The 14,274-nt window shown below is 56.0% G+C and carries 13 protein-coding genes and 1 other annotated feature; of the genes, 3 read left to right on the top strand and 10 right to left on the bottom strand.

Going from position 1 to position 14,274, the window contains the following annotated elements; translation table 11 throughout:
• Positions 1-25: 25 nt before the first annotated feature.
• From hemH to ACOTYN_RS05930, 8 genes are all read right to left on the bottom strand, one after another.
• A complete protein-coding gene (gene hemH, locus ACOTYN_RS05965; protein ID WP_014882814.1) occupies positions 26-988 on the bottom strand; it encodes a ferrochelatase in 963 nt (320 codons plus the stop codon).
• 124 nt (positions 989-1,112) lie between these two features.
• Positions 1,113-1,757, bottom strand: a complete 645-nt coding sequence (adk, locus tag ACOTYN_RS05960) for an adenylate kinase (RefSeq protein ID WP_006809841.1) — start codon at positions 1,755-1,757, stop codon at positions 1,113-1,115.
• A gap of 195 nt (positions 1,758-1,952) precedes the next feature.
• On the bottom strand, positions 1,953-3,827 hold the full coding sequence (htpG, locus tag ACOTYN_RS05955) for a molecular chaperone HtpG (RefSeq protein ID WP_023332254.1): 1,875 nt from the start codon (positions 3,825-3,827) through the stop codon (positions 1,953-1,955).
• 110 nt (positions 3,828-3,937) lie between these two features.
• On the bottom strand, positions 3,938-4,543 hold the full coding sequence (gene recR / locus ACOTYN_RS05950) for a recombination mediator RecR (RefSeq protein ID WP_014882812.1): 606 nt from the start codon (positions 4,541-4,543) through the stop codon (positions 3,938-3,940).
• Positions 4,543-4,875 carry a YbaB/EbfC family nucleoid-associated protein gene (locus tag ACOTYN_RS05945; protein ID WP_014882811.1) on the bottom strand — a complete coding sequence of 111 codons (333 nt, stop codon included), beginning with the start codon at positions 4,873-4,875 and terminating at the stop codon, positions 4,543-4,545. The genes recR and ACOTYN_RS05945 overlap by 1 nt, the downstream gene beginning before the upstream one ends.
• A 54-nt stretch (positions 4,876-4,929) precedes the next feature.
• Positions 4,930-6,855: a DNA polymerase III subunit gamma/tau gene (dnaX, locus tag ACOTYN_RS05940; RefSeq protein WP_014882810.1), complete on the bottom strand. Its 1,926-nt coding sequence runs from the start codon at positions 6,853-6,855 to the stop codon at positions 4,930-4,932.
• Positions 5,536-5,600: a sequence feature (DnaX frameshifting element), on the bottom strand. It overlaps the preceding gene by 65 nt.
• 88 nt (positions 6,856-6,943) lie before the next feature.
• The gene (gene apt / locus ACOTYN_RS05935) at positions 6,944-7,495 is read right to left on the bottom strand and encodes an adenine phosphoribosyltransferase (RefSeq protein ID WP_088126528.1); all 552 of its coding nucleotides are present in this window, start codon (positions 7,493-7,495) and stop codon (positions 6,944-6,946) included.
• Positions 7,496-7,647: 152 nt separating this feature from the next.
• Entirely contained in the window at positions 7,648-8,025 is a 378-nt protein-coding gene (locus ACOTYN_RS05930; protein WP_023332251.1) for a DUF454 family protein, read from the bottom strand.
• A 50-nt stretch (positions 8,026-8,075) separates the two neighbouring features.
• On the opposite strand from ACOTYN_RS05930, the gene priC reads away from it, so the two are divergent.
• Both priC and rsmS read left to right on the top strand, forming a co-directional pair.
• Positions 8,076-8,603 (top strand): primosomal replication protein N'', encoded by a 528-nt coding sequence (priC, locus tag ACOTYN_RS05925; protein WP_014882808.1) that lies wholly within the window; start codon positions 8,076-8,078, stop codon positions 8,601-8,603.
• Positions 8,604-8,617: 14 nt separating this feature from the next.
• Positions 8,618-8,803, top strand: a complete 186-nt coding sequence (gene rsmS / locus ACOTYN_RS05920; protein ID WP_023336826.1) for a pleiotropic regulatory protein RsmS — start codon at positions 8,618-8,620, stop codon at positions 8,801-8,803.
• Between the two features lies 1 nt (position 8,804).
• On the opposite strand, the gene mscK is transcribed toward rsmS, so the two are convergent.
• Complete coding sequence (gene mscK / locus ACOTYN_RS05915; protein WP_032637303.1) at positions 8,805-12,152, bottom strand: mechanosensitive channel MscK; 3,348 nt, start codon at positions 12,150-12,152, stop codon at positions 8,805-8,807.
• Positions 12,153-12,264: 112 nt separating this feature from the next.
• The gene (gene acrR, locus ACOTYN_RS05910) at positions 12,265-12,918 is read right to left on the bottom strand and encodes a multidrug efflux transporter transcriptional repressor AcrR (protein ID WP_047626878.1); all 654 of its coding nucleotides are present in this window, start codon (positions 12,916-12,918) and stop codon (positions 12,265-12,267) included.
• Between the two features lie 141 nt (positions 12,919-13,059).
• Between acrR and acrA the strand changes: the two genes are divergently transcribed.
• Positions 13,060-14,253: a multidrug efflux RND transporter periplasmic adaptor subunit AcrA gene (gene acrA / locus ACOTYN_RS05905; protein WP_014882804.1), complete on the top strand. Its 1,194-nt coding sequence runs from the start codon at positions 13,060-13,062 to the stop codon at positions 14,251-14,253.
• Positions 14,254-14,274 lie beyond the last annotated feature (21 nt).

Below are 14,274 nucleotides of genomic sequence, written 5' to 3'. Positions count from 1 at the left end.
AGCACAAACCCGGCCTGGAGTGCGATCAGCGGCTGTTCGTCACCAGCGAGACCATCATGTCAATATGTTCAGGCGAGTCGTTAAGCGCCGGAATGTACTCGTACTTTTCGCCGCCAGCCTCAAGGAAAAATTCCCGGTTTTGCACCGCGATCTCCTCCAGGGTTTCCAGGCAGTCCGCCGAGAAGCCTGGCGACATCACCTGAATGTGCTTAACCCCCTTCTCGCCAAGCATTTTGAGGGTTTCATCGGTATACGGCGTCAGCCACGGCTCGCGACCGAAGCGCGACTGGAAGGTCATCATCACTTTTTCCGGCGGCAGGCCGAGGGCGGAAACCAGCTCACGGGTAGTATCGCGGCAGCGCTGCGGATAATCATCCCCTTCGTTGGCGAAACGCTGTGGGATCCCATGATAGGAGAGCAGCAGCAGATCCGGCTCGCCGTGCTTTTCAAACGATGCGCGCGCGCTGTTGGCAAGCGCCTTGATGTAGAGATCGTTATCGGCGTAATCGCGAATAAAGGTCACGCCAGGAATGCGGCGACGGGTCGCCAGAATGCGCGCCAGCTCGTCCCAGACGGCGGCCACCGTCGAGCAGGAGTATTGCGGGTAGAGCGCCAGCACGACGATATGGTCCACGCCCTGCGCCAGCAGTGATTCCACCGCGCTTTCCAGGGACGGCTTTCCGTAGCTCATGCCGAGCGCGACGGGCATATCCGGCAGGCGGGCGGCCAGCGCTTTTTCCTGACGACGACTGTAGACCATCAGCGGCGAGCCCTCCTCCATCCAGACGGACTGATAGAGTTTGGCGACGCGCGGAGAACGAATCGGCAGAATCACGCCACGCAGCAGCGGCCACCACAGCAGTCTCGGGAAATCCACAACGCGCGTGTCGCTTAAAAATTGTCGCAGGTAGCGTTTTACCGCGTCTGATGTAGGTGCTTCTGGAGTGCCCAGATTGGCAAGCAGGATGCCGGTTTTCGCCTGACTCATTCACGCCTCTTAACCATTTGATAGGTTGTCAATTGTAGCGGAAATGCGTTTAAACGAAACCCATTGCTGTAATAGGTAAGGTGAGAATATTTCTCACCCGGGGACCCGGGTGAGAGGCGCGCGATTAGCCGAGGATTTTTTCCAGCTCTGCACGTACGTCAGCCACGGCTTTGGTGCCGTCGACTTTGGCGTATTTGGTGTTACCCGCCTGCGCTTCTTTGGTGTAGTAGCCGATCAGCGGCGCGGTCATCTGATGGTATTCCACCAGGCGTTTACGCACGGTCTCTTCCTGATCGTCTTTACGGGTGGTCAGCTCTTCGCCGGTCACGTCGTCTTTACCTTCAACCTTAGGCGGGTTGAATTTGATGTGGTAAACGCGGCCAGAAGCAGCGTGTACGCGACGGCCAACGATACGGTCAACGATCAGCTCGTCCGGTACGTCGAACTCGAGAACGTAGTCCACGTTGATGCCCGCTTCTTTCATGGCATCAGCCTGAGGAATGGTGCGTGGGAAGCCGTCCAGCAGGAAACCGTTACGGCAATCTTCCTGAGCAATGCGCTCTTTGACCAGCGCAATAACCAGCTCGTCGGTTACCAGCTTGCCTGCGTCCATGATGTCTTTCGCTTGTTTACCCAGCTCGGAGCCAGATTTTACAGCGGCGCGCAGCATGTCACCGGTGGAGATTTGCGGAATACCGTATTTCTCCATGATGAACTGAGCCTGAGTTCCTTTACCCGCGCCCGGAGCGCCAAGCAGAATAATACGCATTGCGAAAATCCCCTCAAATGTCGTTTCAATTTTTCAAAAGCGCTAAACAATACCACCAGAACGGACATCGCTCAAGGAAGGCGGGAAGGCTGAAACGGTTAACGGGGGGAGATAATTTGGGTGAGTGCAGTCTGGGGCCCTCACCCCGGCCCTCTCCCACGGGGAGAGGGAGAAGACCAGGGGAGGCGTGGTCAGTTACGCCAGAAGCAGCGCATTCACACGTTTAATGAACAGGTTAGGGTCTTCCAGCGTGCCGCGCTCGGCCAGCAGGGACTGATCCAGCAGCAGCTCAACCCACTCGGCAAAGCGTGCTTCGTCCTGGGTATCCGCCGCGCGTTTCACCAGCGGATGATCCGGATTAAGCTCAAAGATATATTTCACTTCCGGCACCGCCTGGCCCGCCGCAGCGAACAGCTTCGCCATCTGAGTGCTCATTTCGTCGGCATCGGTCGTGACAATGGCCGGGGTATCGGTCAGACGGTGAGTGAAACGTACCTCTTTCACACGGTCACCCAGCAGGGTTTTCACGCGCTCAACGAACGGCTCCAGCGCCTTCTCGGCTTCTTTCGCGCTTTCATCTACCTCATCCGCCAGCTTGTCGATGGACTCATCGGCTTTTGCAACCGACTGGAACGCTTTACCGTCGAACTCGGTCAGGTAGTTCATCATCCACTCGTCGATGCGGTCAGACAGCAGCAGCACTTCGATGCCTTTCTTGCGCAACAGCTCCAGGTGCGGGCTGCTCTTCGCCGCCGCGTAGCTGTCGGCGGTGATGTAGTAGATCTTCTCCTGCCCTTCTTTCATGCGGGAGACGTACTCTTCCAGCGACACGGTCTGCGCGGAGGAGTCGGTGTGCGTGGAGGCGAAGCGCAGCAGCTTAGCAATGGTTTCAACGTTCGCGGTGTCTTCTGCCGGGCCTTCCTTCAGCACCAGGCCAAACTGTTTCCAGAAGGTCTGGTATTTTTCCGCATCGTCTTTCGCCAGTTTTTCCAGCATCTGTAGCGCACGTTTGGTCAGGGCGTTGCGCAAGTTACGGGTGACGGTGCTGTCCTGCAGGATCTCACGGGAGACGTTGAGCGGCAGATCGTTGGAATCGATCAGACCGCGCACGAAGCGCAGGTAGTTCGGCATGAACTGCTCGGCGTCGTCCATGATGAAGACGCGCTGCACGTACAGCTTCAGGCCGTGCTTGTGATCGCGGTTCCACATATCCCATGGGGCCTGCGCCGGGATGTACAGCAGGCTGGTGTACTCCTGCTTCCCTTCCACGCGGTTGTGGCTCCAGGTCAGCGGGTCGGTAAAGTCGTGGGCGATGTGCTTGTAGAACTCGTTATATTCGTCGTCTTTAATTTCAGACTTGTTGCGCGTCCACAGCGCCTGCGCCTTGTTGATTTTCTCCCAGGAAACCACGGTTTCGCCGTCTTTCTCTTCCTGTTTTTCAATCTCAACCGGCAGAGCGATGTGATCGGAATATTTGCTGATGATGGAGCGTACGCGCCAGTCGTTCAGGAAATCATCTTCCCCTTCACGCAGGTGCAGGGTGATTTCAGTCCCGCGGTCTGCTTTGGTGATGTCGTCAACGGTGTACTCACCTTCGCCTTTGGATTCCCAGAGCACGCCGTTCTCCGCGCTGTCGCCCGCCGCACGAGTACGCACGGTGACTTTGTCCGCCACGATGAACGCTGAGTAGAAGCCCACGCCGAACTGACCGATCAGCTGGCTGTCTTTCGCCTGGTCAGAGCCCATGGACTCAAGGAACGCTTTAGTGCCGGATTTGGCGATGGTGCCGAGGTGGTCGATCACCTCGTCGCGGTTCATCCCAATGCCGTTATCAGCGATGGTCAGGGTACGGTTCTCTTTATTGAAAGAGACGCGCACGCGCAGCTCGCCGTCGCCTTCGTACAGATCCGGGTTAGACAGCGCGCGGAAGCGCAGCTTGTCCGCCGCATCGGAGGCGTTGGAAATCAGCTCACGCAGGAAGATTTCTTTGTTGGAATACAGGGAATGGATCATCAGGTGCAGAAGCTGTTTTACTTCTGACTGGAAACCACGGGTTTCTTGTCCTTTCATCTAAGTCGACCTCAACAATGCCATTTAATGGGGTTGTAAAACGTTGAGTGAGAGATGGGGATAAGGGAGAGAAATTTCAAGCGGAGGCCGCGAACGCAGCCTCCGTTTGGTCAGAAAATAATCTTGTGACGCCCGGCCAGAGAGTGCGACAGCGTGGTGCCGTCCACCATCTCCAGCTCACCACCCACCGGCACGCCGTGGGCGATGCGGCTGGCGTCAACGCCGTACTGTGAGCACAGCTCGGCGATGTAGTTGGCGGTTGCTTCCCCTTCCACCGTTGGGTTGGTGGCGAGGATCACCTCTTTAATCGTTTCGGACTCAAGACGCTGTTCAAGGCGGTCAAGACCGATATCGTCCGGGCCGATACCGTCCAGCGGGGAGAGATGCCCCATCAGCACGAAATAGCGGCCGGAAAACTGCCCGGTTTGTTCGATGGCATAGATGTCCGCCGGACTCTCCACCACGCAAATCTGACCGTTCTCCTGACGACGCGGATTCGAGCAGATGTTACACACATCCTGCTCGGTAAAGGTGCGGCAATCCGCACAGTGACCAATTTCTGACATCGCGCGGGTCAGAGCCTGCGCCAGGCGCATCCCGCCGCTGCGATCGCGCTGCAAAAGCGTGAACGCCATGCGCTGCGCCGACTTCGGGCCAACGCCCGGCAGGCAGCGCAGAGCTTCCATTAACTGCGTGAGCAGCGGACTGGTTTGCATCAGAATGGCATCTTAAAGCCCGGCGGCAGCTGCATACCGCTGGAAACAGAGGCCATTTTCTCTTTCTGGGTTTCGTCGATACGGCGCGCAGCATCGTTAAACGCGGCAGCAACCAGATCTTCCAGCATCTCTTTATCGTCTTCGAGCAGGCTTGGGTCGATTTCAACGCGACGGCAGTTATGCGCACCGTTGATGGTCACCTTGACCAGACCGGCACCGGATTCACCCGTGACTTCCATCTGAGCGATCTCTTCCTGCATCTTCTGCATTTTTTCCTGCATCTGCTGAGCCTGCTTCATCAGGCCACCCAGACCGCCTTTTCCACCAAACATAGGCTTCTCTCTTCTTTCACGTTTAAGGATTACAACCGTAAGTCAGACTCACGATCAAATGGGGCGAATACTCTCTTCATCCAGATCGGCGTCGAAGAACCGGCGCAGGGTCTGAATGTTGTTATCCGCAATAATCGCCTCGCGCGCCTGCGCGAGTTTCTCTTCATAAATGGCCTGGCGCCACTCAAGCGGCGTTTTCACTGCCGGATTATCATCTTCAATGATAGTCAATTCAACCGGCGCACCCTGCAATGTGGCGAGCGCCTCGGCCAGCGCCTTTTGCGCGCCTGGCGAATTCAGGTGTCGCTGACCAGGACGCAGGTGTAAACGCACCTGATTACCGTCCTGCTCTTTCCAGGCGTTCAGCGCAACCTGCTCGACCAGCTTCGGCAGCTGGAGTTTGCTGACCTCAGCGGCCCAGGCATCGCGGGCAATAGATTCTTCTGCGAGCTTCGCGGAAAGCTCCGGCGTTTTCTCATGCTCCAGCGCCTTTTTCAGCGCTTTCGGCGTAGCGACCTCTTCCTTTACCGTTTCGACAACGGTGGTCGCCTTCCAGCGGTATGCCTCTTCTTTCGCCGGGGCTTTCTGCTCGAGCGCGGACGGTGCCGGGCGCGACTGTACGCGCTCCGTTACCGAGGCCAGTCGTTCAAGCGCGGCGTTGTTCACCGGCCGCGCTCTTCCTGGCGCTGCCGGTTCACTCTTTTTTGGTTTGGTTACTCCCTGCGCACGCTGCAACTGACTGCGAGCGGCAAGCACCGAACTGGTGGCATCCGACAGCGGCACGTTTTGCGGCGGCGGTGTCGGCTGCGGTGGCACCTGCTGAGGTGACATCACCGCCGTTGGGGCGACCGGGGCAAAAGACTGCCGCGGCGCTTCCGGCTCCGGCAGCGGCATGCGCGGGTGGAACGCCAGCGCGCGCAGCAGCGTCATTTCTACGCCCATCCGGGGATCCGGCGCGTACGGTAGCTCTTTACGGCCAATCAGCAGGGTTTGGTAATAAAGCTGTACATCGGCAGGCGGCACGGTGCGGGCAAGTTCACGCATCCGCTGTTCAATGGCGGCCATATCTGCGCCAATTGCCGACGGAGAAAGCTGCAGCATCGCCACGCGGTGCAGCAGGCTGAGCATCTCAACCAGCAGCGCTTCCCATTCAATCCCCCGGCCAGCAGCAGCATTGACCAGCGTCATGACGCGCTCACCGTTGGCGGCAATCATCGCTTCGATGAGTGAAAGCGCCTGATCGTCATCCAGCGTACCGAGCATGGTACTGACTGCTTCGGTAGAGAGCTTACCGTCACCGCTGGCAATTGCCTGGTCGGTCAGGCTTAACGCATCACGCAGGCTGCCGTCCGCTGCACGCGCCAGCAGTTGCAGGGCGCGCGGCTCATGGACGATCTTCTCTTCATCGAGAATGTGTTCGAGCTGGGCGCGGATCTGTTCTACGTCCAGGGCCTTCAGGTGGAACTGCAGGCAGCGGGACAGAATGGTGACCGGCAGCTTTTGCGGATCGGTCGTCGCCAGCAGGAATTTCACGTGCGCGGGCGGCTCTTCCAGCGTTTTCAGCAGGGCGTTAAAGCTGTGACGCGACAGCATGTGCACTTCATCGATCAGGTAGACCTTGAAGCGACCGCGCGCTGGGGCGTACTGTACGTTGTCCAGCAGATCGCGGGTATCTTCCACTTTCGTGCGCGAGGCGGCGTCGATCTCGATCAGATCGACAAAACGCCCCTGCTCGATCTCCCGGCAGTTATCACACACGCCGCACGGCGTGGCGGTGATCCCGGTTTCGCAGTTGAGACCTTTCGCCAGCAAACGGGCAATTGAGGTCTTACCGACGCCGCGGGTGCCGGAGAAAAGATAGGCGTGATGGATGCGACCTAGCGACAAGCCGTTCGCCAGGGCCGTCAGCACATGCTCCTGACCGACAACGTCAGCAAAGGTTTGTGGTCGCCATTTACGGGCTAACACCTGATAACTCATGGGCAGGCTCTGCAACGCTGGAAGGTGAATTTATGGAGGGGAATGCTATCACAACCTCACCCATTGAGCGAGGTTGTGAAAACCGGGATTAATGACCCGGGAATGGCACCAGGCTGTAGCTGGTAATGCCCTGTTTTTCCAGGCGCTGTTCGCCGCCGAGATCGAACAGGTTAATGATGAACGCCGCGTCGGTCACTTCACCACCCAGACGACGGATCAGCTTCATGGTCGCTTCGATGGTGCCGCCGGTCGCCAGCAGATCGTCCACCACCAGCACTTTGTCGCCAGGCTTGATCGCATCAACGTGGATTTCCAGCTGATCGGTGCCGTACTCCAGCTCGTAGCTCTCTGCGATGGTTTCACGCGGCAGTTTGCGCGGTTTACGCACCGGCACAAAACCCACGCCCATTGCCAGCGCAACCGGTGCGCCAAACAGGAAGCCACGGGCTTCGGTACCTACTACTTTGGTGATCCCGGCGTTTTTATAACGCTCGACCAGCAGTTCAATGCTGAGCGCATACGCTTTCGGGTCTTCCAGCAAGCTGGTGACATCACGGAAAAGAATGCCAGGTTTTGGATAGTCCTGGATGCTTTTGATGCTGTTTTTCAGATATTCAAGCTGCTGTGCAGTTGCGGTCATCGGTTTGTGCCTAAATGAAACAGTGTTACTCACGACGCGCAACGGAGTGGGTAAAGGTAACAATCGTTTAACCTTTAACCAGGCGCGCCTGTGCTCGAAAACGGTCGAATTTACTGGCTGTACGCAATAATTGCAACAGCCATTATGAGGCTTCAGTGCTTTTGTTGCTTTTCATCAACCACGGGGATCCGCCACATGAAGATAAGCAGGCAGGTCAGAATGATCAGCAGCAGGATCCGCACCCACATCATTTTCACCAACCATAATGAAATAGCAAAGGTAATGAGGATCACCGCAATCGCGCGCGGCTTCGCGCCGGGCGGCATGGCACGGTGTTTTTGCCAGTGGCGCAGGTAGCCACCAAACCATGAGCGATAAAGCAGCCAGTGGTGAAAACGCGGCGACGAGCGGGCGAAGCACCAGGCTGCCAGCAGGATAAACGGCGTGGTGGGCAGTAAGGGTAAAACCACACCCAGTGTACCCAGCACTACCGCGAGCCAGCCAATGATGATTAAAATAGTACGCTGCATAATGCGAATCGTTATCAAACTGAACGGCTACTTTACCACTGGAGAGCGTTTTGAAAACAGCCTTGCTTCTGGAGACGCTGCAAAAACAGTTGACCACCCTGCGAGCAGAGGCCACCCCTCTGCTGGGGCACGCCACGCTGAAGCCGCGCTTTGATCGGCAGCTTTTTCGTACCCGCAGTACGGTCATTCAGGATTACCTGGCTGAGGCGCAGACCCACCTTGACGAGCTTTGCCATGCGGTTGAAAGTGAACAGCAGGAACAGGTGGCGTGGCTTGCAGAGCATCTCACTGAGCAAATCACCGCCCTGCATCGCGAAATTGCCGCCTGGCCGCTACGCGCCTGGGACAGCGGCTCGCCTGGACTCGGCAAATGGCAGCGCAAGCGGCTGGAGAATCAGGAGTTTGAACGCCGACTGTTTGAGATGAAACGTGAGCGCGAAGTGCGGCTGAATAACAGCGAAACGCTGGAAGAACAGCAATTATTGATGCGCGAGATTAGCGCCCTGGAAGGCCGCATTGTGCGCTGCCGTCAGGCGCTGGATGAGATTGAACGCGTCATTGAACGTTTGACCCGCTAACAGGAGCCACACCCATGTCACTGGAAAATGCACCCGATGAGGTCAAGCTGGCCGTCGATTTAATTATGCTGCTGGAGAATCATGATATTCCCGCCGAAACGGTGCTGAAAGCGCTGGAGATTGTGCAGCGGGATTTCGAAGGAAAGGTGAAGGCCAGTAGCCCTCACCCTAACCCTCTCCCACAGGGAGAGGGAAAATAGATTAAGCCGGAGTGGGATCGTCACCTTTAATGTCGCGCTTCACTTCCGTATGCTCATCACCTTTTTCGTTACGCAGGTGAACTTCAAGCTGGTTGAAGGCGATATTAATATCGTTTTCACGGCACAGACGATCGATAGACCGGTTAAGCTCATCTACCGTGTAGCTACGGTCACGCAGTTCACGCACGTATAAACGCAGTTCATGATCCAGCGTGCTTGGCCCGAAGGTGGTGAAGAACACCGCCGGAGCCGGATCGTGCATCACTTTCGGATGTTCTGAGGCTGCTTTCAGCAGCACCTCTTTCACCTTCTCCAGATCCGATCCATAAGCTACGCCCAGGCGGATCACCACGCGCGTCACCGTATCAGACAGCGACCAGTTGATCAGACGCTCGGTCACGAACGCCTTGTTCGGGATGATCACCTCTTTGCGATCGAAATCGGTAATCGTGGTGGCACGAATGCGGATCTTGCTGACCGTACCGGAGAACGTCCCGATGGTGACGGTATCGCCAATTCGCACCGGACGTTCGAACAGGATGATCAGACCGGAGACAAAGTTACCGAAGATCTCCTGCAGGCCAAAACCCAAACCTACCGAGAGGGCGGCCGCCAACCACTGGAGTTTATCCCACGAGACGCCCAGCGAGCCGAATACCGTCATCGCCCCGACAATAATGATGACGTAGTTCAGGATCGTAGTGATAGCGTACGACGCCCCCTGACGCAGGTTCAGCCGCGAGAGGACCAGCACTTCCAGCAGACCCGGCAGGTTGCGAATCAGCGCCCAGGCTACCACCGACGACACCAGCGCAAACAGCAGGCTGCCCATGGTGACGCTTTTCATCACCGCAGCGCCAGCTTCGGTGCCGTTGTACTGCCAGAGGGTGATGCTGTCGAGGTAGGCGAAAACGGTAATTAAATCAGACCAGATAGCCCAGAACATCACCGCAAACAGCGCGATCATCACCAGCATAGTGATACGCAGCGTCTGCTGGTTGACCTGCTCCAGCGCGATGGTCGGTTCTTCCTGTGGCTCCGCACCTTCGGCGCCCTCTTTCACCTGATGCTGACGACGCGCGATGGCACGACGGTAAGCAATACGGCGAGCCGCGACGCTTAACCCGCGCAGTACGGTTTGATAGAGCAGATTCCAGACGATCACCAGATAGACCGTTTCGATCCAGCGCCCGGACAGACGCAGCGTGGTATAGAAGTAGCCCGTCGCCGTGAGCACCATCAGCGCCAGCGGAATGATCGCCAGTACTGTCACGGTGGCCAGACGAATATTGTGGGACTCTTTATCACGCCAGCTATCGCGGCACATCGGCCACATGAGGATGGCAATCAGCAGCAGGTTCAGCATAATGACCAACTGACCCAGCACATCATCCATCAGATGCAGCGGAGACAGTTCAGAAACAACTGACCAGAAGTGAAGCGGCAGAAGCGCCAGGCTGACACGTACAATCTGTCGACGCCAGTGGCTGGTCAGTTGGGCAGGCATGTTGAAATGACGGACCGCAACGCCGTCTTTTTCCAGGACCTTCCAGCACAGGCCAAACACCAGCCAGAACAGCGCCAGTTTTTTGCTGAATGCCCACAGCAGATCGCTGACGTTAAGCTGCATGGTGAGCAGAATCAGGCCTACCGCCAGAATAATCAGGCACACCGGCAGGGCGCGAATAAGGTCGATCAGAATCGCTTTTGGCGTATGGAGCTGGCTGTCGTTGCGCAGTTGCCCCACTTCCGAGGCCAGCTTCGCCTGGTACTGTTTAAGCCATTTCAAACGCCAGCGAATCAGACCGGCAATCAGCAGCAGGGGTAATCCCGCCAGGAAAGCAATCATTACCGCAGGCCAGGCTTTCTCCCAGTTCACGGTGATTTTCATGCTCTTAATCTGCGTTTTCAGCTGTTCAGGGAAGGACTTCACCCAGTCCCAGTCCATCGGCTTGTTGCTGTTCACCCAGAAAATTTGCTGCGTCAAAATCTCCTGCAGGCTTTTGGAAACGCTGACCAGCTGCTGCTGGTTGATCTGCAGGTTGATGGCCATCATCAGCTGGTTGCCCAGCTGTTTGTTGAGCTGATCCAATAGCTCACGGCGCATATCGACGACCTGGAGCAGCGCGTCATGCACTTCCGGGTTCACGTCGCTGGAATGACCCTCTTCAATTTTGGCGACGAAGTTATCGCTCTGGAAAAGGGCATCACGCTGCTGATTCACGTCAAATTGTTCCAGACGCAAATCCGCAATGCGGTTAGTCATGTCTTCCAGCTCGTCGGCGGACGGCAGCGTCTGCTGCTGCTGGTAGAGAATACGCGACAGCAGGAGGCTACCTTTCAGGACCGCGATCTGTTCTTTGATGTTGCGTTCCGCCTGCAGCGCCCGATCCAGCCAGTTTTTCACTTTAATGTTTTGCTGAACCAGCGAGTTGCCGTTTTCCGTCGCCAGAATCAGACGCTGACTCAGCTGATGGTTAGCCTCAAGCTCCTGTTTCACCAGCGGGTTGGCCTGAATACGGGCCGTTTCATCCGGCGATACCGCTTCCTGGGCCGTTTTTTCCGTCAGGGTCAGACGCTTACTGTTTACCGCTTCCTGCAGCAGCTGAAGCTGGTGTTCCAGACGATTAATATTCGCCGTGACGTAATCACGCTGTTTCTGGAGCGTGTCCTGCAGCACCGTATTCCCTTCCAGGCTTTTACGCTGCTGTTCAATTTGCGCATTGAGTAATGACTGCTGAACCAGCAGCAGAGTTTGCTGCGTTGGGCGAAGCGTCCCTTCCCCCACCGTCGTACCGTTCAGGCGGTTGCGGATCTGCTGCAGCTGCTGAGACGCGGTATACATCGCATTTTGCACGCGCTCGGGCTGGGTTTGCAGAGAGACGAGCTGACTGTTGTAGGTCGCGAGGTCGGACTGCGCGGTTTGCAGATCGTCGAGCAATTGGGCAACGCGCGACTCCAGCTGACGCAAAGAAAGCGTGGCGAGCGTCTTACGCGTTTCGTCGTCGTTATCGACGTCACTCAGCGCATTCAGCGCTTCCGTGGCTTTGCGCATGTTCTCAGGCGCCTGCGCCACCTTCTGACGAAGCTGGGTGGTTTCTGCTTTAACGCGCTCAATTTTATCAATGTTTTCCAGCGTCTCTGTCAGATCCTGCTGGGTGAGTTTCTCCTGCGGAGAGAGCTCTTTTTGTTTGTTCAGGGTGTCGAGTTGCGACTGAACATCACTGCGTGAGGGGATATCCGTACTGTTATCTGCGCGGGCCCACGAAAGCGGTCCGGTGGAGAAGAAAAACAGCATAGCAAAGAGCAATGCAAAAACAGGATGTTGCGAGCGATTGATGGGCAGCATAGTTGTGAATGATGTCAGCAGATGACCGATAATAGTCCGGCGTGAAGAATATCACGCTCGCCTGAAGCAGAATAGCGTGAACGTTATCCTCTAAGATAAATCCTGGAATGGCTCAGGCGGGTAACGAAGGGGAATCGCTGCGCAGCGTCGGGCAGAGCTGTAGCATTTCCAGTAAAATCGCCACGTAACTGCGGGCTTCCTCTTTGAGGTCAAAGGATTGCGGCGCAAACAGCCAGTTTTCCATCAACCCTGAAATGTAGCTGCGCATCAGAATAGCCGCCCGGCGGGTCAACAGGTTGGCCGGGAGCAGTTTTGCCTGCATACACAGATTCAGGTTCTGCTCAATACGGTCATAGCTCTCCAGGCTGAGACTACGCTGCGCCTGCTGCACTACTGCCATCTCCCCCACGAACTCGCATTTATGAAAAATAATTTCCATCATTAATCTGCGACGTTCTTCAACTACCGTAGCTTCAAGGATATATACTAATATCTCTCTTAATACTGAGAGTGGATCGTCAGGGAATTTTGCCCGATACTCACTCTCAAGATCGCTAATGCTGGACTCTGAAAGCTCCCAGATTTCACTGAACAGATCTGACTTATCTTTAAAATGCCAGTAAATCGCACCCCGAGTCACGCCAGCAGCCTGAGCAATTTGTGCCAACGAGGTTGATGAAACACCCTGCTGAGAGAACAAACGTATTGCCACATCAAGGATATGTTGTCGGGTTTCCAGCGCTTGTTGTTTAGTTTTTCGTGCCATAGGTGAGTGAATTTACAGGAGTCAGATTTACATACATTTGTGAATGTATGTACCATAGCATGACGATAATATAAACGCAGCAATGGGTTTTTGGACTCAGGACCATTGATCAATTTGAAATCGGACACTCGAGGTTTACATATGAACAAAAACAGAGGGTTAACGCCTCTGGCGGTCGTTCTGATGCTCTCAGGCAGCTTAGCGCTAACAGGATGTGACGACAAACCAGCTCAACAAGGAGCTCAGCAGGCGCCAGAAGTCGGCGTAGTGACACTCAAATCTGAACCTCTGCAGATCACCACCGAATTACCTGGCCGTACCAATGCCTATCGCATTGCGGAAGTTCGCCCTCAGGTGAGTGGCATTATCCTGAAACGTAACTTTACCGAAGGCGGTGATGTGAAAGCCGGTGAGTCTCTGTATCAGATTGATCCCGCGACCTATCAGGCCTCTTATGAAAGCGCCAAAGGCGACCTGGCAAAAGCGCAAGCCGCCGCCAAAATCGCCCAGCTGACGCTGAACCGTTATCAAAAACTGCTCGGTACGAAGTACATCAGTCAACAGGATTATGATACCGCTCTGGCCGATGCCCAGCAGGCTAACGCCGCCGTGGTGGCCGCCAAAGCGGCCGTCGAAACCGCACGTATTAATCTGGCCTATACCAAAGTGACCTCCCCTATCAGCGGTCGTATTGGTAAATCTTCCGTCACGGAAGGGGCGCTGGTACAGAACGGACAAACCACTGCGCTGGCTACCGTGCAGCAGCTTGATCCGATCTACGTTGACGTGACCCAGTCCAGCAATGATTTCCTGCGCCTGAAACAGGAGCTGGCTAACGGCACCCTGAAACAGGAAAACGGCAAAGCCAAAGTGGAGCTGGTGACTAACGACGGTATCAAGTTCCCGCAGGAAGGGACTCTGGAGTTCTCCGATGTGACGGTCGACCAGACTACCGGTTCCATCACCTTACGGGCGATTTTCCCGAACCCTGACAAAAATCTGCTGCCAGGTATGTTCGTTCGCGCGCGTCTGGAAGAAGGCACCAATCCAACCGCACTTCTGGTTCCACAGCAGGGTGTGACCCGTACGCCACGTGGCGATGCGAGCGCGCTGGTTGTCGGGGCGGATGACAAAGTCGAAATGCGCAACATTACCGCCACTCAGGCGATTGGCGATAAATGGCTGGTGACGGAAGGTCTGAAAGATGGCGATCGCGTGATTGTTACTGGTTTGCAAAAAGTTCGTCCTGGTGCGCAGGTCAAAGCACAGGAAGTGAAATCTGACGATAAACAATCTGCTTCGGCCGCTGACCAGTCAGAACAAACCAAGTCTTAACTTAAACAGGAGCCGTTAAGA

The sequence above is a fragment of the Enterobacter cloacae complex sp. IR5458 genome (assembly GCF_049238025.1).
Classification (GTDB): domain Bacteria; phylum Pseudomonadota; class Gammaproteobacteria; order Enterobacterales; family Enterobacteriaceae; genus Enterobacter; species Enterobacter kobei.
Note: the sequence above shows the minus strand (reverse complement) of the source record. Positions and strands in the feature narration are given on the sequence as shown.

Excerpts from the sequence above, each read along its gene's own strand:
- hemH (WP_014882814.1), bottom strand. The coding sequence starts at position 988 with ATGAGTCAGGCGAAAACCGGCATCCTGCTTGCCAATCTGGGCACTCCA.
- adk (WP_006809841.1), bottom strand. The coding sequence starts at position 1,757 with ATGCGTATTATTCTGCTTGGCGCTCCGGGCGCGGGTAAAGGAACTCAG.
- htpG (WP_023332254.1), bottom strand. The coding sequence starts at position 3,827 with ATGAAAGGACAAGAAACCCGTGGTTTCCAGTCAGAAGTAAAACAGCTT.
- recR (WP_014882812.1), bottom strand. The coding sequence starts at position 4,543 with ATGCAAACCAGTCCGCTGCTCACGCAGTTAATGGAAGCTCTGCGCTGC.
- ACOTYN_RS05945 (WP_014882811.1), bottom strand. The coding sequence starts at position 4,875 with ATGTTTGGTGGAAAAGGCGGTCTGGGTGGCCTGATGAAGCAGGCTCAG.
- dnaX (WP_014882810.1), bottom strand. The coding sequence starts at position 6,855 with ATGAGTTATCAGGTGTTAGCCCGTAAATGGCGACCACAAACCTTTGCT.
- apt (WP_088126528.1), bottom strand. The coding sequence starts at position 7,495 with ATGACCGCAACTGCACAGCAGCTTGAATATCTGAAAAACAGCATCAAA.
- ACOTYN_RS05930 (WP_023332251.1), bottom strand. The coding sequence starts at position 8,025 with ATGCAGCGTACTATTTTAATCATCATTGGCTGGCTCGCGGTAGTGCTG.
- rsmS (WP_023336826.1), top strand. The coding sequence starts at position 8,618 with ATGTCACTGGAAAATGCACCCGATGAGGTCAAGCTGGCCGTCGATTTA.
- mscK (WP_032637303.1), bottom strand. The coding sequence starts at position 12,152 with ATGCTGCCCATCAATCGCTCGCAACATCCTGTTTTTGCATTGCTCTTT.
- acrR (WP_047626878.1), bottom strand. The coding sequence starts at position 12,918 with ATGGCACGAAAAACTAAACAACAAGCGCTGGAAACCCGACAACATATC.
- acrA (WP_014882804.1), top strand. The coding sequence starts at position 13,060 with ATGAACAAAAACAGAGGGTTAACGCCTCTGGCGGTCGTTCTGATGCTC.